The following is a 25,105-nucleotide window of genomic DNA, read 5'->3' as shown; positions in this document are numbered from 1 at the left end:
AATGAACATAAGTAAAATAGATTTAAATTTGCTGGTTTACCTTGATACTCTATTGCGCGAGTGCAATGTAACCCGCGCCGCTAACCAGTTAAGTATTACTCAACCGGCCATGAGTAACGGCCTTAAGCGCTTACGCAATTTGTTTAACGATCCTATTTTGGTGCGCACCAGTGAAGGTATGGTCCCTACAGAGCGCGCTATAGAGCTGCAACCTGTTATTCGTGGTATATTAATGACTCTAGAGGAAACCCTTGCACCGAATCGTGAATTTGAAGCCAGCCAAAGTAAACGTGTATTTAGAATAATGGCCAGTGACTACGCGGCCAGCACCTTAGCGCCAAAGCTTTTAAGTAAACTTCATGAAGAAGCACCCGATACAACCTTAGATATTCTCACACCGAGTGATGTAACATTTCATGATGTTGAAAATGGTAAAGTGGATATGGCCATTAACCGCTTTGAAAACTTACCGCAATCTTTTCATCATAAACGTATTTGGAAAGACAGCTTTTGCTGCTTAGTAAAAGCCGACAACCCAATTATCGAAAATTTCAGCCTAGATAGCTATTTAAAAGCGCGTCATATCTGGGTAAGTAAAACCGGCTTTGGGGTAGGTGTAGGAATGGACCCTAAAGATGTACAAAAGCTAGGTTGGGTTGATGAAGCACTTGCTCATTTTGGTAAACACCGAAATATTGCCACGTTTACCCGTAATTACCACGTAGCCATTCATTTAGCCAAAGAGCAAAACTTAGTAGCAACCTTACCTTCAAAAGCTGCCAATATTTACTTAGATGATGCAGGCCTTAAAATTTTAGAGCCGCCATTTCCTATACCGCCTTTTGAGCTTGATATGATTTGGAGCCCTTTACTACATCGCGACGCAAGTCATATTTGGTTGCGCCAAAAAGTAGCCGAAGTGGCAGATGAACTTAAATAACCTTATTACAAAAGCCATGTAAAATTTGCGAGGTTATATTAATTTAAATAACCTCGCCTGCTATTAATAATATATAATACACTTAAATTTCAAACACTTAAGAACAAATCAAAACTTGGAATGCCCTTTGCTCTATTTACTATGACATTTAAATTCATGTAAAGAGAGGTCATTATGAATACCCATCAAGGAACCGAAGCAACTCATATTACTGACATCATCCAAGTAATGAACAGTGGCATTGATTTTTATCAAAAAGCGCAAGAGAAAGTTGAAGACCCAGCCATTGGCGCATTATTTCAACGCATGATTGACGCACGAAAAGTAAGTGTTGAGCGCTTACAACCTTATGCAGTTAACGAAAAAGGCGAGCGTGAAGACGGCTCTTCTTTTGCTGTAGAAGCGCGCAGAGCATACACCGCCCTGCTCACTACTTTCAGCTCTGATAACGATAAAACATACGTTAAAGAGCTTGAAGAAGTAGAAGATAAAACTCTTGAAGAAATTAAAGCAGCTATGGACAAACCACAGCCCGCTGATTGTGAAGCTGCATTAGCTAAAACGTTATTAACCATGCAAAGTTGCCATACAGAAATGAGTCGCATGCAAAAGCATTAAAAGTAACAGCTTAAACTACAACCCAGCTTTTTAGCTGGGTTTTTTATTGCCGATTCAAATATAAGTCATGTAGTGAGCAAAACTCGACCCCTTACTCGGCTTCTACTTATTCTGATCATGTTGAAGCAACTATTAGCCCATTCCCCCCTAAAAAACACATTAGCAATACAAATAATTAACTTTAATAGAATGTTTATTTAACCACACACTATATTTACTGTGCTAGTTTTAGTAATAGGTACCTAATTCCTTGCTGTGGCGCCGCAGCATTTAATTAACATAAGGTCCAATATGAAAAATAAAACATCTCAAAATAATGCAGATGTAGATATGACACCAATGTTAGATATCGTATTCATTTTATTGATATTTTTTATTGTAACTACATCATTTATTAAACCTATAGCCATTGAAATACAACGACCACTTGATAAACCCACCATCAATAAACAAACTAAAAGTGCCACTTTTAGTATTGATGAACATAATGCGGTGTATTTTTCTGGCAGGTTAATCGATTTAGAACAAATTACCAACAATCTTGCTATGTTTGCTGCTAAATACAAAGTAAGCGCTGTACTTATTAAGGCTCACGAAAACAGTAAACATAATACATTAATGAGAGTAATGGATAATATTAAAGAGTATGAAGATTACACTATTAGCTTAATATCTGAATAACGTAGTTATATACATTGATGGTAGACCAAAAAAAGGGCCTTACGGCCCTTTGAACTTAAATAACATAAGGGAGTGTTATTTATTAAAAGCGGTATTCTGCACCTACGTAGTAGTATGCACCGTTAAAACCAAATGGTGCAGAGCGGCGAGAGTATTCAAATACACCATCGCTGCTTACAATTGTATTACCGTTAGCGTCTACAATTGTGCCCGAACGTGAGTTACCAATGGTGTTTTTATCTGGGTATACGTCAAATAAGTTGTTTGCACCAATATTGACAGATAAATCTTCGGTCACAAAATAGTTAACTTTAACGTCAGTTAAAATTTCTGCTCCGTAAGTTTGGCGGCCGCCATCTTCTACTGTGTATTCACCAAAGCGGTTAAGTGAAAGGTTTACAGTCCAGTCACCACGCTGATAAAGCGCACTTAAATTAATGCGATCTTCTGGTTGCCACTCTTCAATAATTGAAATTTCTTGATCAGAGAATACATCTTCCACAGGTACGGTTTCTAGCCCTGAACCCGATGGCGTAAATAACGATACAACCTCAGTTTCTGTAAAGTTAGCCGCTAAAGTAAAATCAAGCGTGCCGCCTAAGCCCTCAGTATTCCAAGTCGCTACAAAATCAATACCCGAAGTTTCGGTATCGGCACCATTTAAGAAAAACTGCCCTGCACCTGCGCCTGAGCTGATTAATGCCGCATCTAGGCTTGAAGAAAGCCCTTTGCCTAAACGGTTACTAATTACTATGCGGTCGTCAATATCAATTGAGTAGTAATCTACAGTAACATTAATGTTGTCTGTTACATTGTAGACAATACCTAAACTGCGGTTTTGCGATTTTTCTTCTTTAAGCTTTGGAATACCTAAACTTTGCGCAAGGGTTGAGTCGTTTCTGAATGTACCTACTTCCTCAGCAACTAATGAGCCGTCTTCCGCTACAACGAACTGTGTACTAATGTTGTTAAAGTACAATTGCTGCATTGACGGTGCTCTAAAGCCTGAACTTAATGCACCACGCAATGACACATCATCAGTAATTGCCCAGTTACCCGCAAGCTTAAAGTTTACCGTATCGCCAAAGCCTTTGTAATTATCGTAACGCAGTGCGCCTGATAAAATAACATCTTCAATTAGGTAAGTTTCTGCATCAAGGTAAAACGAAATTACATCGCGCGACTCATCAACCGATGACGCCGGTGAAGAACCACCAAAACCTTGCGTGCCACCAGAGGCATCTTCTGAGCCCACTCCGCCACTTAAACCACTATAAATACTTACCCCATCAAGGGTGTCGTAATCACGGTACGCATATTCGTTGCCCTCTAAAATGCGGTATTCATCAGTACGAATTTCTGCACCCATTGCCAGTGAATAGTCATCAAAGTTTTGTGTAAAATCTATATTAATGGTTTGCAGTGATAGCTCCATACCATAAGCATAAGCTTCTCGCGGAATAGTATTGCGTATATCAGCGGCACTTAAACCTTGCTCGTAACGTAAAAAGTTAGCGTACGATGCATTAATTGTGTCACTGGTTGTGTAATCAATGCTGTTTTCACCGTAGGTGTACGATACATCTAAGCTTGCGTCGTTATCAAAATCGGTTTTGTAACCAAAGTTATAAGAAATATCGTCAATGGTGGTATTTATTTTAGGTAAAAAGCCTAACGGGATGGTGGCATCGTTATCTTGTAATACCGGGTTACCGCCTGCATTTGCATTGTGGCGGAAAAACGCCGCTGATTCGTTATCGCGCGTTGAATACGTAATAAAACCATACAACTCGCCATCACCTAACTCATACCCTGTATTAACCGTTAAGCCAAATTGTTGTGAGTCGGCATCGCCAATACGGAAGGTATCTCTATCGGCGGTCAGTTCACGCGGATCGCCAGCCAATAAAGTACCATCACTCAGCTCTGTACAGCCATAAAACTGACATGAGCCATGTAAGCCAGCGCGGTTAGTAGGCGCGCGGTCGCGGTAATTAAGCGTTGCATTTAAGTAGCCGCTATCACCTAGGGCAAACCCTTTATTAAAATCAACGTTTACTGTTTCGCCGTCGCCTTCTGAATATTCGCCGTAATTAACGGCCGCTTTACCGCCTTCACTGCCATCTTTGAGTACAATATTAATTACACCGGCAATTGCATCTGAGCCGTATTGCGCTGCGGCGCCATCTCGTAATACTTCTATGCGTTTAATAGCAGAGGCCGGAATAGCATTCATATCGGTACCTGCGGTACCACGTCCTACTGAGGTATTGATATGAATAATACTTGCCTGATGACGACGCTTACCATTAATCAGCACTAATGTTTGGTCAGGCCCTAAGCCACGCAGTGTTGCAGGTCGTAAGGCATCTGTGCCGTCACTAATTGACGAGCTTGAAAAGTTAAATGAAGGTGCAATAGATTGCAACATACGGCCAACTTCGGTTTGGCCTGTGTTTTCAAGTGCTTCAGCACTTAAAATATCAACGGGTACGGGTAAATCTTCTACTGAGCGCCCTGCGACACGGCTACCTACAATAGCAATTTTTTCTATATTCTCTTGTGCAACGTCCTCGGCTGCATTCACACCGTGTGAATTTGCTGCAAGCAATGCTGGTAATACAGCTGCACTAACCCCTGAAAGCTTCATCATGTTGTTATCTTTCCTATTGATTTGTTTGAGTTTTATACTCAGTAAACCATTTTGATCGACAACCGCATCGAGCTCAGTCCCTACTAATAATGCTTGCAGTGCATCTAGTTGGGTATAAAAACCATAAACCGAATTTGCTTGGTATTTTTTTGCCAACTCATAAGAAAACACCACGGTTTGCTCTGTTTGTTTAGCAAATTCTATTAAGGCTTTGTCTGCTCGCTGCGCTTGTATATCAAATTGCACCATTTTCTGGGTAGTTTGTGTTGCCCCTTGCACACTCATGCTAAAAATAGCCGGAGCAAGTACACTTAAACCACTAAGTAGATGCGTTTGGTTACTGCGCAATTTATATAAACAGCTGACAAACAAAATTCCTCTATAGTTTTTTATCTTTTTTTTAAACTTTTTTTTACCAATAACATTTAAAAATGCAACTTCACCTAACATTTGTTTGATATGCATAACATTTCTTATGATTTAGTTTGCTGTGTTAGGCTCACCATATGCTCACCTAAATGCTCATGCTCTATTGCAAAATTAGTCTGCAAACTCTCAAGTAATCCCTCAACATCTCCGGCTTTAAATACACCCGCTACTTTTATGTTGGCAAGCTCAGCGCTCGACAGCTCAAATCGTGTAGAGGTGTAACGGCTCACTTCATTTAAGGCATCGCTTAAATGCTCACCATTAAAAATTAACATACCGTTCTGCCACGCTAAATCACGTTGTACGTCGTCCACAGAAAGTTGGGTAATAGGCTTGGTAATGCTTTGTTCAATAATTGCTTTTTCGCCTGAGATAACAATATTAGCATTGATATTTCGGACTTTTTTAGCGTTATTATCAGCCAGTTGGTAGTCTTTAAAATCATCGGCACTAACTGCAACACTAGGGTCTGTGATCATCACTTTGCCTTCGGTTACAACAAGCTCTAAATCAGACGAGGTATTTCGCTGTACATTAAATACAGTACCCAGTGCCGTAAAGCTTTTATCGCCAGCCATCACACTAAAGGGTCGAGCTGGATCTTTTGCTACATTAAAACGCCCTTCTCCCTTACTCAGTAATAGCTGACGTCGCCCTTTGCTATAAGCTACCTCGAGTAAACTATTGGTGTTTAATTGCACAATTGTGCCATCAGGTAAAACGTACGTGGCTTGTTCACCTACTTTGGTTGTATAAATTTTGGTGTAATTTATTTTGGCCTGCTCTGCGTTGTAGCCGTTTTCAAGACTAATTAATAAATAACTGCACACCATTAATGCCGCAAATAAGCTTGCGGCAATGGCACTAGAAAACGCCCACTTCTTTTTCTGCGGTTTTGTATTTCTATGTGGAAACAAACTACTCAGTTCGTTTAATACGGCCAGTTCATCCCACAGCTGGGCCAGTTCGTATACAGCATCTTGATGGGCGGTGCTTTGCATCATCCACAGCTTAAACTGCTCTTTTTCATTTTTATTTAAGCCTCTGTCAATGGCGCTTATCCATTCACATGCTTTTTCTAAAATTAAATCTTTTGAGGTAAATTGGTGAACGTTGCTCATTTAGCCACCCTCTCAATTGGCAACGCCGAATTACGAGCTGAATTACTTGCCACAGATTGGTTATAAGTTTGTTCATGTTCTTTCATGTATAACATGGTTTGTAATAACCCTTTGGCTATGTGTTTTTCTACGGTGCTTTCACTTAGTTGCATGTGCTGGGCAATTTCTTTTTGGCTCATACCGTACACTTTTTTAAATATAAAACATTTACGGATAGAAGAATTTAATTGATCCGTTGCTCTACAAAAAAGTAAAAAACGCTCTTTTGAGGTGTATTCATCCTCAAGTTGTGAGGATTTTAGCAGCGGAGGTAATTCTGCATCGTGCTCTAACGAGTCACTAAATTTATTGTCCCATTTGGCTATATGATTAAGTGCTAAGTGCTTTGCAGTTTTGAGCATGTAGCTGCGTCTAAACTGAATATCTTGTTTTAAATCAGCTTCGTAGCTTTTAATAAAAGTTTCTTGCACAATGTCATCTACGTCATCGGGCTGTACAATACGCGACACAAAGCGTTTTAATTGCTTAGTGATATCAACAAACGTTGATGTCATATTTACTTTGGTAGTCATCCTTAACATAGGCCTATTGTTGTTTTTATTACCGATAGATTACGAGTTTTTAGCATAAAAACAAGCGTAAATGTTAATTTGCCGTTGTTTAGGTAGGATTTGAGTAAACAGGAGATCAAATGAGTAAATTATTAGATTACATAAGGCTCAGTTTTTTTGCGGCAGGTTTACTATTAGGGGTACAAATACCTGCCTTTGTGAGTGATTACGGCCATGCTTTACAGGCGCATTTTGTTGAGGCTAATAACGCATTAGCGCCGTTTAGAAAAGATGCTCAAAACTACTTTAATAACGATTTAAACAAGCTAATTGCCCACTATGAAAATATTGGAGACGATGTAGTCGGTAAAGGGGCTATTCATATCAAAACCCTCAATGATCGACAACAATCCCTACAGGCGGCAGTTAATAACTTTAACCAATCACCCTATTTATATACCTTAACCAGTGGTTTTAGCAGCATTAAAAAGCAAGTATGGCAACGCTTTGAAGGGCAAATAGTGTTAAAAAAAGACTCTATAATAGCAGCGCTTGCAAGCGCCATAATAATTGCTATTTTTGCTGAGTTCTTTGGCTTTATAACTTTGTTTATTATTAAGCGAGGATATTCTCGCTTATTCATAGCTGGCAAATAAAGACTTCATGAACTCGTAAAACACCTCTGTTTTACGGGTGGTTAAGCTATTTTGAGGGCGTAAAAACCACACTGGAGCGTCACATTGTGCCATTGCATTGGGCATAACCTCTACTAAATTTCCGGCACGTAGCTCATCATTAATGGCTATTTTGGATTTAATGGCTATGCCATGTCCCGCAAGCGCTGCCTGCGTCATATTATCGGAATTAGAAATAGTAAAGCGTGTTTTGGCATTAAAGGTGTGTATTTTATTGTTTTTATCATACAGTTTTAACTGCCTTTGCCAGGGTAAGCACACCCAATAGTGCTCAGCTAATTCGCTTAATGTATGGGGCATACCATGCTTTTTTATATAACTTGGCGCGGCACACAAAATACGCGAGTTATTGACAATCTTACGTGAAAGCAGGCCAGAGTCGGTTAACTGCCCTACTCTAATTGCCACGTCTTGCGCATCATCAACCACGTTGACAAAATGATCTGTAATTAAAAAATCGAGCTTAAGTGCTGGGTATTGTGTTTCAAACTCGGTCAATTTAGGCATAACATACTTTGAAAAAACCCACGGTGGCATAGTCACACGCAATAACCCACTCACCGACGAGCTTCGTGCGCCAATGCTATGCTCTGCATCATGTAGGGCTTCTATAATAGCGCCTACGCGATGATAAAATAGCTCACCCGCAGGTGATAACCTTACCCGGCGACTGTCTCTGAACACTAATACGGTTGAGAGCTCGCGCTCTAACTTGCTTAATCTGTGGCTCACAGTTGCTGGTGACAAGCGTTGCTCACGTGCTGCTGCCAGCACCCCTTTATTTTCTACCACAGCAATAAATGTTTCTAGGTCAGTTAAATTATACATACGTAGGCTAAGCAGTTTTTAATGTTTAATATTTTCAAATGAAGCTTTCAGTTTTGCAATATATATTTAAATTAATAGAACATTCATAATCTTCCTAAAGCTATTTTCGAGATTTAACCATGAGTTTGAAAAAACAGATTGATGCATATAACGTTCAAAAAGAAGCGAAGCTACCTAGCGATGTATTAGCTCTAATGGAGCAAACAACGAATGAGCTCATTGCTCAACATATAAAAAATAAGGCACTGCAAGTAGGCGCTAAAGTAAGTAACTTTAGCTTACAAAATCACAACGACGAGCATGTTGAATTAGCTGATTTATTAAATAAAGGCCCGGTAATAATTAGCTTTTACCGTGGTAACTGGTGCCCATATTGTAATTTAGAACTCAAAGCACTTAATGATTACCTACCCCAATTTAAAACGCACAGTGCGCAGTTAATTGCTATATCTCCTCAATTGCCAGATGAAACGTTAACTACCGCGCAAAAAAATGACCTCGAATTTAACGTACTTTCAGATATTAATAATAAGGTAGCTGAGCAATTTGGTTTGCTGTTTACATTAGATGAGCGCATTCAAGCACTCTATAGCCAATTTGGCATTGATTTTGAAAAATACTACGGCGACAAAAGCTATAAGTTACCCTTGCCCGCCACATACGTAATTAACAAAAGAGGCATAATCACTTATGCCTTTTTAAACGAAGACTATACCCTACGTGCAGAGCCTATTGATGTGATGGCCGCCCTTGAATCGGAGCAATACTAATGTCTATTTTAAAATCGTTAAAAACCCTTACTCTATCGTTACTCGTTGGTACTAGCTTAGCCTCTGGTAGCGCTATAGCTGAGGAGCCACAATCGCAAGTAAAGCCTAAAGTGCTTATTTTTGATGTAAATGAAACACTCCTTGATTTAACCTCAATGCGCACCTCTATTGGTAAAGCGCTTGGCGGGCGTGAAGATTTATTACCGCTTTGGTTTTCTACCATGTTGCATCACTCACTGGTTGATACAGTAAGTGGCAGTTATCACGACTTTGGGCAAATTGGCGTTGCGTCGCTGCGCATGGTTGCTAAAAATAACAATATAGCCATTACAAATGAACAAGCTAAAACAGCCATTGTTACTCCGCTTTTAACCCTACCGCCTCACAAAGATGTGAAAGAAGGACTGGCAAAACTCAAAGCTCAGGGCTATAAGTTAGTAAGTCTGACAAATTCATCAAACAAAGGTGTTAAAGCCCAGTTTGAGAGCGCTGGATTAATGTCGTTCTTTGATGAGCGCTACAGCATTGAAGATATTAAAATTTATAAACCAGACTTACGTGCCTATGAGTGGGTGTTGACTAAATTAAATGTAAAAGCAAATGAGGCAATGATGGTAGCAGCGCACGGTTGGGATGTAGCAGGTGCGAAAGAAGCCGGCTTACAAACAACCTTTATCGTCCGCCCAGGTAAAACACTTTACCCACTGGCTAAAAAACCAGACCATGTTGTGAAAGATTTACATGAATTAGCCGCTCTACTTAAATAAGCACTCCCAGCGCTAATTAATCAATACCCAAGCGGCTGATGTTAGGATGACATTGGCCGCTTTTTTATTACTAAAAACCACGTATAAACAAAGTATTTAACGTTTTTATCTGCTAGCAATTTACTCCCCACAACGCTACTATTTAATGAATACGCAGTGGAGATAATTATGAACAGTCAAAGATTAAGCGAATTTGAAGAGTACTTTCAAATAAATGAAAGCATTCGGGTAAACTTATTTGCTGTAGAAAACCAGGCAGTCCCGCAATCTCAACTCGCACTTGAAGACGACATACCTCCTCTATTTAAGCTAGCTAACGAAGTTAGTGAGCTTGAACAGGCCTCATTAAGACCTCTAAGAAACTTAGGCGATTTAGCACAAGACCTGGCGTCTTTTTTACAGGCTCAGTCGCGTAAAATTGATTTAATAATGAGTCACATTTTAGCTTCAGAGCAAGCCCAAGATAATGCTATTCAGTGTGATAGCTACGGCGGAGGCGGCATTCGTTTTACCTCTACTGATGTATACGCAATAGGCCAAGCTTTTAGAACAAAGCTATTTTTGCACCACGAAGCCTCAGCCGTTTACTGCTATACAGAAGTGGTGGCCGTTGAAAAACAAGACAGCGAACACTACCAATACACATTACTGTTTACTGCAATAAGAACCACAGACCAAGAGTTAGTTGTAAGAGCCAGCTTACATGCACAAACACGCCAGCTAAAAAAGCGCCAAGAACTCGAGCAAATTGACGATGATTCAAGCAGCGATAAATAGCTGACATATGCATGTAAAATGCTAAACTAGCGCCACCGTAATTTGTATAAAAACTTCATGAACTTTAGACTTTTACCTGAATGGGCTGAGCAAGACGCCATTATGCTTACCTGGCCCCATGCACAGACCGACTGGGCTGATACGCTTGAACGCGTGGAGCCTGTATATGTTGAGCTTGCAACGCATATCACAGCCGTGCAGCAGCTTGTTATAGTTGCCCATAACGCGGCACTTAAAAGCCACATTACTGCCTTGCTAAAAAAAGCGAATATAGACTTAGGCCAAGTGCACTTTGTTGTTACACCAACAAACGATACGTGGGCGCGTGATCACGGCCCTATTACCTGCGCAAATATAAACGACCCTCGCCAACTTAAAATTTACGACTTTATCTTTAATGGCTGGGGTAATAAGTTCGAAAGTGCCCTCGATAATAAAATTAACGCCGTACTGGTTAACAAGCTGGGCAATAAAGCCAATCAATACCAAGCCCTTGATGTAGTACTTGAAGGCGGCGGTATTGAAATTAACGAACACGGTGTACTGCTTACAACCAGCGAATGTTTACTGAACAAAAACCGCAACCCAGATTTATCATCAGACGATATTGAGTCAATTTTAAAAACGCATTTAGGCGCAACTGACTTTTTATGGGTAGATCATGGCTATCTAGCCGGTGATGATACCGACAGCCACATTGACACACTGGTACGCTTTGCGCCAAATAATACCCTTGTGTATGTTAAGTGCGATGCGAAAGAAGATGAGCACTTTAATGCTTTAGATGCGATGGAAAAACAGCTACTAAGCTTTAAAACACAAAATAATACCCCATATACATTAATTGATTTGCCGTGGCCAAAACCGGTGTTTGATGATGACAACACCCGATTACCGGCAACATACGCAAATTACTTGATTATCAATAATACGGTTTTAGTTCCTACGTATAACGATGACTATGACGCACTGGCACTCGCGCAAGTTCAAAAAGCGTACCCAACGCACACTATTATTGGCGTTAATTGCCTACCTATTATTGAACAATTTGGTAGCTTACATTGCATTACCATGCAATTACCTCGTGGATTTTTAGCTGGAGCAGCACAATGACAAGCCCTGCAAAATTAACCGTTGCCCTAGTGCAACAAACTAACAGTGATAATGCCGAGCAAAATATCGCTAAGTCGATTGCTGGCATTCGTGATGCTGCTAAGCAAGGCGCACAGCTTGTGGTTTTACAAGAGCTACATCGTAGTCTGTACTTTTGCCAAACAGAAGATGTGGATGTATTTGACCTAGCCGAAACAATTCCGGGCCCAAGCTCAAATACATTGGGTGAGCTTGCCAAGGAGCTTGGTATTGTTATTGTGGCTTCACTGTTTGAAAAGCGCGCCACTGGGCTGTATCACAATACCGCTGTGGTACTTGAAAAAGACGGCAGCATTGCGGGTAAATACCGTAAAATGCACATTCCTGATGATCCTGGCTTTTACGAAAAATTTTACTTTACCCCAGGCGATCTAGGCTTTGAGCCAATTCAAACCTCAGTAGGTAAATTAGGCGTATTAGTGTGCTGGGATCAATGGTTCCCTGAGGCGGCGCGTTTAATGGCTATGGCTGGCGCGGAGGTATTAATTTACCCAACCGCAATTGGCTGGGATCCCCGTGATGAAAGCGATGAACAAACGCGCCAAAAAGACGCGTGGGTTATAAGCCAGCGTGCGCATGCGGTTGCCAACGGCGTACCTGTTATCAGCTGTAACCGTGTAGGCCATGAAAACGACCCTAGCGGACAAAGCGAAGGTATACAATTTTGGGGTAACTCGTTTATTGCAGGCCCTCAAGGCGAAATGCTCTCAGAGGCAAACAATACTGATGAGCAAATTTTAGTAGTAGAACTTGATCAAAAAGCCTCGGAAAACGTAAGACGTATATGGCCGTATTTACGCGACCGCAGAATTGATCACTATCAAGACTTAACAAAAATTTACCGAGACTAAATAACTGCATGGCGTTTGTGAGCAAGCGCCAGCTAAAAAATGGAGCACTAAATGGCGTTTGAGCAATGGGCAGCCTTGCCGTGGGTAAAATCTCAAAAAGATAAAATTCAATGGGGGCAGCTAACTGGTAGTGCATTAAGTATAGCCATTGCAGAAGGTGTAAAACAGCAAAGCGGTTTAGTGCTTATAGTTACACCAGATACGCCAAGCGCATTGCGACTTGAAACAGAGCTCGAATACCTATTGCCAGACAACCCAGTAATGGTATTTCCTGATTGGGAAACCTTACCTTATGACCACTTTTCTCCGCACCAAGATATTATTTCAGCACGCTTAGCCACGTTAAACACATTAAAAAACGAGCAGCAAAGCGTACTGATAGTGCCTGTGTCTACCTTAATGTTACGCACTGCGCCCGCGTCGTTTATTTATGGCTCGACCCTTAATTTTAAAGTAGGCGATAAGCTCGACACCCATCACCTGCGCAGTAATTTAGAACAAGCAGGGTATTTAAATGTACAGCAGGTAATGGAACACGGTGAATACGCAATACGTGGCTCCATTGTTGATTTGTACCCGATGGGCAGTGTCCATCCTTTTAGACTCGACTTTTTTGATGATGAAATAGACTCAATTCGTTTATTTGATGTGGAAACTCAGCGCTCAGATGAAAAGGTAGATAAAATTGAGTTATTGCCTGCGCATGAATTTCCAACCAACGAGTCAGATGTTGAGCGTTTTAGAATAAATTATCGCGATAAATTTGGTGCCAGCTCAGAGCAAGACTCTGTTTATATGCAAGTAAGCAAAGGTACGTGGCCTGCCGGCATTGAATACTACATGCCGTTGTTTTTTGAAAAGCTTGCAACCATTTTTGATTACTTGCCAAACACCACCACGGTTATGCAACTTGGTGATTTAGAACACGCCGCAGAGACCTTTTGGCACGATGTAAACGTGCGCTATGAAAACCGTAAAGTCGATCCCCTACGTCCACTGCTTGCGCCCAGCGAGTTATATCAGCCTATTAATGAGTTGTTTTCTAATTTAGGTGAGTTTGCGCGAATACGCTTATCGCAAGCTAAGTTGCCTACTAAAGCGGGCAACAAAAACTTAAATGTAAGCGAGCTGCCAGCGGTAAGAATCGATCACAAACAACACGAACCCTATGGCGCATTTATAGAATATGTTGCAGCGCAAAAAAAGAAAAAAAGCCGCATATTACTCAGTGTTGAATCTGATGGCCGACGCGAATCATTATTAAGTGTGCTCAAACCAAGTGGCTTAAAATTTAAAGAGTTTGAAAATTTAACTCAGTTTACCCAAAGCCAAAGTGATGTAGGGCTAATTGTAAGCCCGCTTGAACAAAGTGTAGTACTTGGCAGTAAGCCGAGTCTGTCGATAATTACTGAACAAGAACTGCTTGGTATTAAAGTATCGCAGCGCAGGCGCCGTAAACATAAATACGAAGCAAGCCAAGATGCGCTCATACGTAACTTAGCCGAGCTTAAAGAAGGCCAGCCAATTGTTCACCTCGATCACGGCGTGGGCCGCTATCAAGGCCTGCAAACAATTGACGCCGCCGGTGTAATCACTGAGTTTGTTACCATCACCTATGCTGGTGAGGCAAAGCTATATGTGCCGGTATCGGCATTGCACATGCTTAGCCGTTATTCTGGCGGTGAAGAAGCAAGCGCCCCACTGCATAAACTGGGCTCAGATGCGTGGGAAAAAGCTAAAAAACGCGCTGCTGAAAAAGTACGTGACGTAGCCGCAGAGCTATTAGATATTTACGCACAGCGCCAAGCAAAGCCTGGTAATAAATTTGCACTTGATAGCCAAAGCTACCGCCAATTTAGCGACAGCTTCCCGTTTGAAGAAACGGACGATCAACGTAACGCAATCGAAGCCGTGCTTGGCGATATGCAATCTAAGCTCGCTATGGACCGTTTAGTATGTGGTGATGTAGGCTTTGGTAAAACAGAAGTGGCTATGCGCGCCGCATTTGTAGCGGTTAACGATAATAAACAAGTAGCCGTGTTAGTACCCACAACCCTGCTTGCTCAGCAACACTATGAGAACTTTAAAGACCGCTTTGCCGATTTTCCTATCGAGGTGGGTGTACTTTCGCGCTTTAACTCAACTAAAGAGCAAAAAGATACCCTAGAAAAAATGGCTGACGGTAAGCTCGATATCGTAATTGGTACCCATAAACTCATACAGCAAGATATTAAGTTTAACGACTTAGGTTTACTGATTGTTGATGAAGAACATCGCTTTGGCGTGCGCCAAAAAGAAAAAATAAAATCATTGCGCGCTGATGTAGATATTTTAACACTGACTGCAACGCCTATTCCGCGTACTTTGAATATGGCGATGAGCGGCATGCGTGATTTATCTATTATTGCCACCCCACCTGCTAAGCGTTTAGCGGTTAAAACCTTTGTACGCCAACGCGACAGCGACTTAATACGCGAAGCCATACTGCGTGAAATTAAACGCGGCGGCCAAGTGTACTTTTTACATAACAATGTAGAAACCATTGAGCGCGTATCGCAAGAAATTAGCGAATGGGTGCCAGAGGCCAGTGTTACCTCTGCGCACGGGCAAATGCGCGAGCAAGAGCTTGAGCAAATAATGACTGACTTTTACCATCAAAAATACAATGTACTGGTATGTACCACCATTATCGAAACCGGTATTGATGTGCCTACTGCTAATACTATTATTATGGACAGAGCCGATAAACTTGGCCTTGCGCAATTACACCAATTACGCGGGCGTGTTGGGCGAAGCCACCACCAAGCGTATGCTTATTTATTAACCGGCGATGCTAAAGCACTTTCTAAAGATGCCACCAAACGCTTACAAGCAATTGAGTCGTTGGAAGATTTAGGCGCAGGTTTTGCCCTTGCGACCCATGATTTAGAAATACGGGGTGCGGGTGAGCTATTAGGCGATGATCAATCAGGGCAAATGCAAACCATTGGCTTTAGTTTGTATATGGAAATGCTAGAGCAAGCGGTTAATGCCCTTAAAAATGGTAAAGAGCCAACGCTTGAAAACCTGCTGCAGCAACAAACAGACGTTGATTTAAAACTCCCTGCTTTATTACCTGATGATTACATACATGATGTTAATGCCCGTTTAGGTATGTACAAGCGTATAGCAAGTTGTGCTAACCTTGCCGATATGGACGAATTACAAGTAGAGCTAATAGACCGATTTGGTTTATTACCTGATGCCACTAAAAACCTATTTAGTATGCAGCAACTAAAAATGCGTGCCAGCGATTTAGGCATTACAAAAATAGAGGCAAACCCTAAAGGAGGCTACTTTGAGTTTAGCCAAAATACCAAGGTTAATCCTAGCTTCATCATAGGCTTGATACAAAGTGCACCCCATGTGTACAAAATGGATGGCGCAAACAAATTGCGCTTTGCAATTAATGAGGTAAACCCTCGTGAACGCTTAAAAATGGTCACTGCAATGATTGCAGATTTCGAAAAAAAGGTTAGCCATTAATGTTGCTAAAAAAATCGCTTATCGTGTTATGTTGCTTATTTAGCAGCACCGCAATTGCTGAACGTTGGTTTGAAGTAGAAGTGCTGATATTTAAACAGCGCCCTGCACCCTATTTACAAGAAGACTTTAGCTTAAAACACGAAGCCATTAAGGCTAAAAATACCTTAGAGTTACTCACTCCTTTATACACAGAGCAAGCAATGCAAGCGTGTATAGATGGCGATAGTCGCTTTCAAAAACGCACCTTTACCGATTCTTTAGTTAATGCCAACCCACAATCGGGTGTGTGTGATAACAGTATCGACTTTATGCAAAGTTACGACGAGTTACCCGTTACGCCATTGGCACCACCGCAAGACACAATGGATGAGCCCTACCTATTGGCACCCGAGCAATTACAATTTAACGCTCAACGCCGAGAGCTTGACCGCAAAGGTTTAGCCCCGCTACTACATACCGGCTGGCGCTTTGAAGGGGCAAGTAAATCGCGTGCGCCAAGCGTACATTTAATTTCTGGGGAGCATATAAAGCGCGATGTTAACACCACGCCAAATTATGCAAACCCCGACTTTATTAGCCTCGTTCAAAGTAAACCACAGCTATTTGATACCTCTGATCAACCCCTAAGCTATTGGGAGTTAGATGGTTTATTTAAAATACATTTACGCCACTACCTTTACATAACCGCTGATTTTGACGTAAACGAAAAACTACCTAATGGGGATATTGAATCAGCCCGCTTTTCACAATTTAAACGTGTGATTAGTGGTGAAATCCATTACTTTGATCATCCTCGTATGGGCATGATTGTACAAATACGAAAGTATAAACACTAAATCAATAGGACATAACAATGAAAAAATTCCTGATCATCGCAGCAACGCTAAGCCTGGCAGCTTGTTCAAAAGTAAGCCTAGAAAACTACGAAAAAATTGAAGTTGGCATGGATAGAGCCGAGGTAGAAGCGATTTTAGGCTCTGCTGATAACTGCGTAGAAAAAACACTGCATACTAACTGTGTTTGGGGTGATGAGTCTAAAAACATCGAAATCACACTTGTTTCAGACAAAGTAACGATTTATTCAAAGCATGGTATTACAAAATAACACTGCGCTTTATTAGCTTAGTTTACATAACTCTAAGGGATAGCCGTGCTATCCCTTTTTATTTTTTAGAGTAAATAAGTTCAATATTAACTATTTTACTGCGATTAAGCGTGATTTTGTAACGTTGATATAAGGTTCTTTCCTCGTCTTTTAATACCATCACCAAATTTAACTGGTATCGTCTTTCAACCGCTTGCTTTGATATTTTATTGCCATCTAAATGATACAGCTTGCCCTCGCCGCGTTTTAAATACCGTGCAAAAGGTGCCAAATTAAAACGCATACTTTGCTGTAGCGTGTCGTAGCCAGGTAAAAATTCTTTTGCCGAAACACGTGTTTCACTAGCAAAATGAAGCCACTGCGCGGCTAATTTGTTTTGCTGACGCCGTTTTGAAAATATTGTTTTTACTTCGCTGGGGATTTTTTTAAAACGCATGTATTCAAGCCAAACAAACTGGCTTGCCACCCGGTCTTTAGTGATGCTGTTTTTAAATACAAAACGCCATTTGGGTCGCCCCCGCACAATAGCACGCCAAATTACCCGCGTAATGTCTTCTTTAAATATTTCACGTAGCCCGTAAATAACCCCTAATATTAAAATAAGCGTGGCGGTAACCTCGGTAAAGGTTGAACGTGCATTGAGTATAACCACCATCACAAATGCCATAATAACCGCTGTTACCGTGCCTTTTACTAAACGCTTTAAGTAACTATTTAAATAACGCGTATTGCGATGCAAAATAACGCCGTGCTCTATAAGGCGCTGCAGTAGACGCATTTTATTCGTGATTCGGTTCCCATCTTGCAACGTGGTTTCTGAATTGTAATTTTGCTCAAACCGGTATGTATTTTCGTTTTTACAAAATTGCAGTAAGTCGTTGCGCTCTTTAGCAAAGTCACTACTGCGTGGGCCTTCATCTAGTAGTTTTAAAAACGACTGCTCAACATGCCAACTTAAATAGTTATCCGCATTGGTGTAAAACGGCACCAGCTTTTCATCATCAGGGGTATACCTGCGCAGCTTTTTTAGCAGCCCTTCACTTTGTTCAAACAGCTCTTGTGCGCGGGCGTAAAAAGCCTCTACCTCTTGAATTTTTAACGCATCTTTAATATCAGCATCGAGCGCTAAACGAACCTGATAGCAGTACAAATTAAGGTTTTGACGGTAATCTTGCTGCTCACCTTTGTTTTTACTAACAAAGCGGCTACGCACTAAAGGTAAGTGTATGTTTTTAGCGTTATAAGCTAAGTGCGATTTAAAGTGGTTATTAAAATAAGACTCTTCACTGAGGGTTTGCGCGTTGATACCCATTTCGTTGGGAATAGAAAAGTACAAGTCGATACGTTGCTCAGAGCGAGGGGTTAGCTCTGGTTCTATGACAAAAGATAAATTTTCGTCTTGTTTTAACAATCAGTTCTCCTTCTAATAATGTATTTAAGTGTACTTGTCTCCTTAGTTTTGTTCAATAAAAAAGGCCCAGTAAACACTGAGCCTTAATACGATTAATGTGCTAATTAAAACTTAACGTTTACACCAGCAAATACACGGCGACCTAATACATCGTATGTATACGGGTCAGTGTTAGAGTCGTTATTACCAGTGTAGTAAGGAGGTTGCTTATCAAATAAGTTATTCACACCAGCAGATACAGACACAGTCTCATTAAAGATGTAAGCACCGCTTATGTCATGGTATACAACTGAAGGCGTTGTAGGCGCATAACATGATGAAACATCGCTTTGACAGCTGTAGCTATCCATTCCTGCAATGTAGCGCGCTTTGTAGTTTGCATTCCAAGCATCGCCTTTGACAGTTAGCTCAAAGTTAGCTTTAACATCAGCGTAACCACCGATGCCAGAAGTAATTAAACCAGCGTAATCAATGCTTGATTCAACAACGTCTACTAGGTACTCGTCTAGGTAAGTAACATCTAATGATGTATTCCATGCAAGACCCGCTGCATCAAATGTGTAGTTTAAGTTTAAATCGTAACCTTTAGTTTGCTCGTAACCTACGTTTTGAAGTTGGTTATTAAAAGCAATACGGCCAGTGCTTTGGTTAAACGATAGCGCAGCTGAGCTACATAAGGCAGTACCTTGGTTAGCTAATGAACCATCTGATGCTAGACATGAATCAACAATGTATTGGTTGTTAACGGTAGCAATAGCGTTTTCAATTTCAATGTCGTAGTAATCTAACGTCATTGAGAAACCTTCAAACCACTCTGGCTCGTACACAATACCTGCTGTTAGCGTATCAGCTTCTTCAGGCGTTAATTGGTCATTACCACCTACTGTTACTTCTGCCTGGTCTTGTGCACCTGGGAAGCTAACTTGTTCGAAAGACGGTGAATTACCTGAGTATAGTTCAGCTACTGTAGGCGCACGGAATGCTGTAGAGCGAACACCACGAAGCATTACTTCGTCGTTTACACGCCAAGTTAAACCCAATTTCCAAGTTTCGTCAGAGCCGAATGTGCTGTAATCGAAAGCACGGATTGCAGTGCTTAGTTCAACGTTTTGCGCTAAGAACGCATCGCTAACTAAAGGAATTGCAAGCTCTAAGTAAGCTTCATTTACGTCAAAACGACCGCTTGTAGGCTCAACACGTGGGTCATTTGCAAGACCTTGTGACGTGATTGAATCTGGGATGTACCATGCTTTTTCTTCACGGCGCTCAACGCCCGCTGCAAACCCTACGTAACCTGCTGGAAGTTCCATTACTTCACCCGCTAATGAAGCAGTGAACATTAGTAATTGGCTACCACCTGAGTTTTGCTCTGTGTAAACGTAATCGCTTAAGTTCTCAGCAGACCAAGAAGATTGTACAAGTGGGTTAAAGTCACCCGCTTCGATTGCGTCTTGGATAGAACCCATATTGTGAAGGTTGCTTAAACGGTCAACTGAATCGTTACGACCAAAAATTACAGACACATCCCAATCGTAACCACTGTCAAGGTAACCCGCTGCACCTACTACAGTACGTACAGTATCAACAACTTGTGAGAAATCACGCGTACCTGTGTCAGTCATACGACGACCGTAAGAAACTTCGTCACCGTAGTTGATATTGTGGCTTGTTAGTGAGTCGCCCATATCTTCAGTGTAATCGAAGTCAAACCATACTGGCTGTGGCGCCATTTGTTGCTCTGACCAACGTTTAGAGTATGTAAACTCTGAGTATAAACGCGTGTCATCAGTAAGATCGAAGCTACCAATACCTGTAAGGTTTAAACGACGCATAGGCGTGTATAGGTAGCTGTCTGATGAGTAGTTGTACGCATCATCAGAACCAAAGTCATGCCAACCGTTGTCTGCTTGGCCTTGAAGTGATTCGTCACCTGACCATACGTGACCATTTGGCGTGTATGAAGAACCTGAACAGTAAGGTGCACTGCCGTCACCATCTTCAGTTAATGGACAATCAGAGAAGCTACGGTCTGCTTGAGATGCGTCACCACGATCAGTGTATTGAAGACCAATTACAACGTTACCACGGCCAAAGCTACCACCCATAGTGATATCGAAAGACGTTTCATCAGCATCACCTTCAGTAGTGATTGCAGATTTAACGTTTAAGTCTAAACCTTCAAAGTCATCTTTTAAGATGATGTTTACAACACCTGCAACCGCATCAGTACCGTATACTGCAGATGCACCATCTTTAAGTACTTCAATGTGCTTGATCATAGACACTGGGATAGTGTTTAAATCAACAGTTGAAGCAGCACCAGTACCTGAGTTGATCATACGACGGCCATTTACAAGTACTAGTGTACGTTGTGAACCTAAACCACGTAAATCAATAGAAGCATTACCACCAGAACCATTGTTAATACCCGGGTTGGTCATTGCACCACCCGTAGCAGTCATTTTTTGTAATACGGAATCAACCGAAACTGCGCCGGTTGCAGCAATGTCATCTGCACCGATTAAAGTAACTGGGCTAGCGGTTTCCATATCTGCGCGCTTAATGCGAGAACCTGTTACTTGAATTTTTTCAATCGCGTTTGCGCCATCTTCGGCCGCTACTACTTGCATACTTGAGAACATTGGGATTGCTGCGATTACAGCTAAACCAAGAGTTGATTTTTTCATGAATAAACCCTACTTGTTGGAAATTTACCTTGATTGGTAATGCTCACTTTTTATAAGAATTGTGAGTCAGGGGGGCAACTTAGGCTCAGTTAACTGAACAAAAACTTAACGGCAGGCGAATGTATATACAACAGCAAAAAAGAATAACCATAAAAGGTACAAAGGTTATTGGTTGTTTCAGTGTTAATTAAAAAAAACAGATTACAACCAATAACTTAATCAACTTGCCAACCAATAAAAACACACCTGAAATCAAAGTTATTCAGATTGTAATTAAATGTAACCACCCTATAAATATCCCCTTTTTAGAAAAATTAACATATTAATCACAGCGCATTAGTAAAACCGTAAAGGTGTAATAAATTTACTAACCATAAATATGCAAATTTACTGATTAAATAGTCTGATTAAGCTATTTGTTTGGCTTTTTTGGGTCATATTTTTGTTCAGCGAGGCTTCAACGTTTGATTGGAACAAGCGTAATTGTTTAAATGAGTGAGATTTATGAAAGGCTATGGAGATGGTTTTCGCTTTTCAGGTACAATTACACAACATAAAACAGGTTATGTAACTAAGTAAGCCCTATAAGCACGTTATTTAATAGGGTATTTTATTACTTGCTATGCTTTAAAATAAAAGTGTAAAAATAATGCCTATTTAATACGTTACGTAAAAATTATAAAAATGGGTGATTGACTCGCCAGTTTGAATGTTGCTTAAATTAAGCACAAGTTGCCACAACATATTTTGCTCTGAGCATATCCCCACCATAGTGTCACTTTTATAAATAGTTGCTTCTTTAGTGAACTTTTGCGGAATAAAACCCATATACATAGTTATACTTTCAAGCTTAGCGTTATCTATTTTTAGGTGGGCGGGTAGATCAAGGTAAATACTAAAGGGGGTTTCGGGGGTAATGTTTTTATCACTTAACCATACTTTAACACCGGTCTTGTAAATACAGTGCTGATTTGGGTCGCAATTTGTTTTTAACAGCGCTTTTTGATCTTTTTGGTTGGCATTGTCACAGCCTGTTAATACAAAAAACAGCATAAAAAACAAAGTAAATCTATATATATGCATAACAAACCCGCGCTAAATAAAAACAAATCTTAATTAGCATGCTTTGAAATAACAATAGCCAGTGTGATGTTTGGTTAATATAGGTACAATCTGTATCAAAAAATAAACAACAAACTCACAAACTTTGATTGATGTCATAATTTTATGTAATTGACCTATCTTTTTTAGGCCAAAAAATTTATCATTTCACCCGCAAAAAATAAGGGTTTCTCGAGTTTGTTTTCTGAAGCATTCAGGCTTTGAACGTTTTAGGTAATACGCTTGAGGAAAATAGTAGGCCCCACTTTAAACGGTGGGTAATTCATTTCTAAACGCATTTATTGCAGCGGAAGCCAGAAAATGAGCCAAACAGTAGCATCACAAACTGAGTATAACTATAAAGTTGTACGCCAATTCGCTATTATGACAGTGATTTGGGGCATCGTTGGCATGAGTATTGGGGTTCTGATTGCTGCCCAATTAGCTTGGCCAGCACTTAACTTTGATACACCATGGTTAACATACTCTCGACTACGTCCGTTACATACGAACGCAGTAATTTTCGCATTTGGTACCAGTGCACTTTTCGCGACGTCTTATTATGTCGTTCAACGTACTTGTCAAACGCGCCTTTTCTCAGACAAACTCGCCGCTTTCTCTTTTTGGGGTTGGCAGCTTGTTATTGTATTAGCCGTAATAACACTCCCATTGGGTATTACTAGCTCTAAAGAATATGCAGAGCTTGAGTGGCCAATTGATATTTTAATCGCGGTAGTATGGATAGTTTACGCAGTTGTATTTTTTGGTACGCTGATCAAACGTAAAGTATCGCACATTTACGTTGCAAACTGGTTTTACGCTGGCTTTATTATTACTGTTGCAGTGCTTCACATTGTAAACAGCATGGCAGTGCCTGTGTCGCTAACTAAATCATACTCAATCTACGCGGGTGCTGTAGATGCTATGGTTCAGTGGTGGTACGGTCATAACGCTGTAGGTTTCCTACTAACAGCTGGTTTCTTAGGTATGATGTACTACTTTGTACCAAAGCAAGCAGGTCGCCCTGTTTACTCTTACCGTTTATCGGTTGTTCACTTTTGGGCACTTATTTCTCTTTACATTTGGGCTGGTCCTCACCACCTTCACTACACAGCGCTTCCTGATTGGACGCAAAGTTTAGGTATGGTTATGTCTATTATCTTATTCGTTCCATCTTGGGGTGGTATGATTAACGGTATTATGACGCTTTCTGGCGCATGGCATAAGCTTCGCACCGACCCAGTACTGCGTTTCTTAGTTGTTTCATTGTCTTTTTACGGTATGTCTACGTTTGAAGGCCCAATGATGGCAATTAAATCTGTAAATGCATTATCTCACTACACAGATTGGACTATTGGCCACGTACACTCAGGTGCACTTGGTTGGGTTGCAATGATTTCAATTGGTGCTATCTACCACCTTATTCCTGCGCTATTCGCTCAAGGTCGTATGTACAGCGTTAAATTGGTTAACACCCACTTCTGGTTACACACTGTAGGTGTTGTACTTTACATTGTTGCAATGTGGATCTCAGGTGTTATGCAAGGCCTAATGTGGCGTGCAGTTAACTCTGACGGTACATTAATGTATAGCTTTGTTCAGTCTTTAGAAGCATCACACCCATTCTATATTATGCGCTTTGTAGGCGGTGTATTCATCGTTACAGGTATGTTAGTTATGGCTTACAACGTTCTGCGTACAATTTCAGCTGAGAAAGAATCTCTGAAGTTAGACGCGCAAGCACAATTAGCATAACGGAGTGAGATGATGAGCAATAAAAATTCACAAAACAAACATGAAATAGTAGAAAAGAACGTTGGCCTAATGGCTATCTTGACTGTTTTTGCTATTAGTTTTGGTGCGTTAGTTGAAATTACTCCGCTAATGTTCCAAGACGATACAACCAAACCTGTTGAAGGTTTACGCCCACTTAACGCGCTTGAAATGGAAGGCCGTGACATTTATGTACGTGAAGGTTGTTACAACTGTCACTCACAAATGATTCGTCCTTTTCGCGATGAAGTTGAGCGTTACGGTCACTACTCTGTAGCGGGCGAATCAGTATGGGATCACCCTTTCCAATGGGGTTCAAAACGTACTGGTCCTGACCTTGCTCGTGTAGGTAACCGTTACTCGGACGATTGGCATTATGCACACTTAGTTGACCCACGTGCTGTGGTTCCTGAGTCTAACATGCCAGGCTTTCCTTGGTTAGCAGAGACAAAGGTTGACACCAGCTTAACTCTGAAAAAGCTACAAATTTTCCGTGATACTTTTGCTATTAACCCAGAAAACCCTAAACACCCGGGTTTAGGTTATGGCAGCGACGAAGAGCTACAAGCAGATGTTGATAAAGTTAACGCTATGAATAACGGCGAAGGCGCAACTGAAATGCAAGCCCTAATCGCGTATTTACAGCAACTTGGCACTCACTTGAAGTAAT

Annotated in this window: 21 protein-coding genes; 14 read left to right on the top strand and 7 right to left on the bottom strand. The window is 40.9% G+C overall.

The features are described from left to right. Nucleotide 1: 1 nt before the first annotated feature. The 3 genes from AN389_RS15665 to AN389_RS15655 all read left to right on the top strand — a co-directional run bounded on the left by AN389_RS15665 (nt 2) and on the right by AN389_RS15655 (nt 2,239). A complete protein-coding gene (locus AN389_RS15665) occupies nt 2–940 on the top strand; it encodes a LysR family transcriptional regulator (protein ID WP_024032602.1) in 939 nt (312 codons plus the stop codon). Nucleotides 941–1,114: 174 nt separating this feature from the next. After that, complete coding sequence (locus tag AN389_RS15660) at nt 1,115–1,558, top strand: PA2169 family four-helix-bundle protein (RefSeq protein ID WP_055015648.1); 444 nt, start codon at nt 1,115–1,117, stop codon at nt 1,556–1,558. A gap of 291 nt (nt 1,559–1,849) precedes the next feature. Continuing rightward, complete coding sequence (locus AN389_RS15655; RefSeq protein WP_055020217.1) at nt 1,850–2,239, top strand: biopolymer transporter ExbD; 390 nt, start codon at nt 1,850–1,852, stop codon at nt 2,237–2,239. A gap of 82 nt (nt 2,240–2,321) precedes the next feature. Here AN389_RS15655 and AN389_RS15650 read toward each other — a convergent pair whose 3' ends face one another. From AN389_RS15650 to AN389_RS15640, 3 genes are read right to left on the bottom strand one after another with little or no spacing between them, the layout of a single operon-like run. Then, nucleotides 2,322–5,357 (bottom strand): TonB-dependent siderophore receptor, encoded by a 3,036-nt coding sequence (locus tag AN389_RS15650; RefSeq protein ID WP_055015650.1) that lies wholly within the window; start codon nt 5,355–5,357, stop codon nt 2,322–2,324. Between the two features lie 8 nt (nt 5,358–5,365). Further along, nucleotides 5,366–6,442: a FecR family protein gene (locus tag AN389_RS15645; RefSeq protein WP_055015651.1), complete on the bottom strand. Its 1,077-nt coding sequence runs from the start codon at nt 6,440–6,442 to the stop codon at nt 5,366–5,368. Then, nucleotides 6,439–7,014 carry an RNA polymerase sigma factor gene (locus tag AN389_RS15640; protein WP_055015652.1) on the bottom strand — a complete coding sequence of 192 codons (576 nt, stop codon included), beginning with the start codon at nt 7,012–7,014 and terminating at the stop codon, nt 6,439–6,441. Before AN389_RS15640 ends, AN389_RS15645 begins: the two co-directional genes overlap by 4 nt. Before the next feature lie 119 nt (nt 7,015–7,133). On the opposite strand from AN389_RS15640, the gene AN389_RS15635 reads away from it, so the two are divergent. Next, nucleotides 7,134–7,649, top strand: coding sequence for a DUF2937 family protein (locus AN389_RS15635; RefSeq protein ID WP_055015653.1), 516 nt, complete (start codon nt 7,134–7,136; stop codon nt 7,647–7,649). Here the strand turns inward: AN389_RS15635 and AN389_RS15630 are convergent. Next, complete coding sequence (locus AN389_RS15630; protein WP_055020216.1) at nt 7,629–8,516, bottom strand: LysR family transcriptional regulator; 888 nt, start codon at nt 8,514–8,516, stop codon at nt 7,629–7,631. The two genes, AN389_RS15635 and AN389_RS15630, sit on opposite strands and share 21 nt — an antisense overlap. Before the next feature lie 119 nt (nt 8,517–8,635). Between AN389_RS15630 and AN389_RS15625 the strand changes: the two genes are divergently transcribed. The 8 genes from AN389_RS15625 to AN389_RS15590 all read left to right on the top strand — a co-directional run bounded on the left by AN389_RS15625 (nt 8,636) and on the right by AN389_RS15590 (nt 17,463). Continuing rightward, nucleotides 8,636–9,286, top strand: coding sequence for a peroxiredoxin-like family protein (locus AN389_RS15625; protein WP_055015655.1), 651 nt, complete (start codon nt 8,636–8,638; stop codon nt 9,284–9,286). After that, complete coding sequence (locus AN389_RS15620) at nt 9,286–10,053, top strand: haloacid dehalogenase type II (RefSeq protein WP_055020215.1); 768 nt, start codon at nt 9,286–9,288, stop codon at nt 10,051–10,053. The genes AN389_RS15625 and AN389_RS15620 overlap by 1 nt, the downstream gene beginning before the upstream one ends. A gap of 168 nt (nt 10,054–10,221) precedes the next feature. Further along, nucleotides 10,222–10,830 (top strand): PilZ domain-containing protein, encoded by a 609-nt coding sequence (locus tag AN389_RS15615; protein WP_055015657.1) that lies wholly within the window; start codon nt 10,222–10,224, stop codon nt 10,828–10,830. A gap of 57 nt (nt 10,831–10,887) precedes the next feature. Continuing rightward, on the top strand, nt 10,888–11,943 hold the full coding sequence (locus AN389_RS15610; protein ID WP_055020214.1) for an agmatine/peptidylarginine deiminase: 1,056 nt from the start codon (nt 10,888–10,890) through the stop codon (nt 11,941–11,943). Further along, complete coding sequence (locus tag AN389_RS15605; RefSeq protein WP_055015659.1) at nt 11,940–12,833, top strand: carbon-nitrogen hydrolase; 894 nt, start codon at nt 11,940–11,942, stop codon at nt 12,831–12,833. Before AN389_RS15610 ends, AN389_RS15605 begins: the two co-directional genes overlap by 4 nt. 51 nt (nt 12,834–12,884) lie before the next feature. Then, entirely contained in the window at nt 12,885–16,358 is a 3,474-nt protein-coding gene (mfd, locus tag AN389_RS15600; RefSeq protein ID WP_055020213.1) for a transcription-repair coupling factor, read from the top strand. Beyond that, nucleotides 16,358–17,194, top strand: a complete 837-nt coding sequence (locus AN389_RS15595; RefSeq protein WP_055020212.1) for a peptidoglycan binding protein CsiV — start codon at nt 16,358–16,360, stop codon at nt 17,192–17,194. The genes mfd and AN389_RS15595 overlap by 1 nt, the downstream gene beginning before the upstream one ends. A gap of 17 nt (nt 17,195–17,211) precedes the next feature. Continuing rightward, a complete protein-coding gene (locus tag AN389_RS15590; protein ID WP_055015662.1) occupies nt 17,212–17,463 on the top strand; it encodes a hypothetical protein in 252 nt (83 codons plus the stop codon). Nucleotides 17,464–17,521: 58 nt separating this feature from the next. On the opposite strand, the gene AN389_RS15585 is transcribed toward AN389_RS15590, so the two are convergent. From AN389_RS15585 to AN389_RS15575, 3 genes are all read right to left on the bottom strand, one after another. After that, the gene (locus AN389_RS15585) at nt 17,522–18,874 is read right to left on the bottom strand and encodes a hypothetical protein (protein WP_055015663.1); all 1,353 of its coding nucleotides are present in this window, start codon (nt 18,872–18,874) and stop codon (nt 17,522–17,524) included. A 104-nt stretch (nt 18,875–18,978) separates the two neighbouring features. Next, entirely contained in the window at nt 18,979–21,561 is a 2,583-nt protein-coding gene (locus AN389_RS15580; RefSeq protein ID WP_055018364.1) for a TonB-dependent receptor, read from the bottom strand. A 657-nt stretch (nt 21,562–22,218) separates the two neighbouring features. Continuing rightward, a complete protein-coding gene (locus AN389_RS15575) occupies nt 22,219–22,644 on the bottom strand; it encodes a hypothetical protein (RefSeq protein WP_055020211.1) in 426 nt (141 codons plus the stop codon). A gap of 339 nt (nt 22,645–22,983) precedes the next feature. Here AN389_RS15575 and ccoN point away from each other — a divergent pair, with 339 nt between their 5' ends. Further along, nucleotides 22,984–24,417: a cytochrome-c oxidase, cbb3-type subunit I gene (gene ccoN / locus AN389_RS15570; RefSeq protein WP_004588826.1), complete on the top strand. Its 1,434-nt coding sequence runs from the start codon at nt 22,984–22,986 to the stop codon at nt 24,415–24,417. A gap of 12 nt (nt 24,418–24,429) precedes the next feature. Further along, on the top strand, nt 24,430–25,104 hold the full coding sequence (ccoO, locus tag AN389_RS15565) for a cytochrome-c oxidase, cbb3-type subunit II (RefSeq protein WP_004588825.1): 675 nt from the start codon (nt 24,430–24,432) through the stop codon (nt 25,102–25,104). The last annotated feature ends 1 nt before the right edge of the window (nt 25,105 follow it).

Origin of the sequence: Pseudoalteromonas sp. P1-7a, from assembly GCF_001401855.1 — a bacterium.
In the GTDB taxonomy this organism is placed as follows: domain Bacteria; phylum Pseudomonadota; class Gammaproteobacteria; order Enterobacterales; family Alteromonadaceae; genus Pseudoalteromonas.
This window is presented reverse-complemented; position numbering and strand designations above follow the sequence as displayed.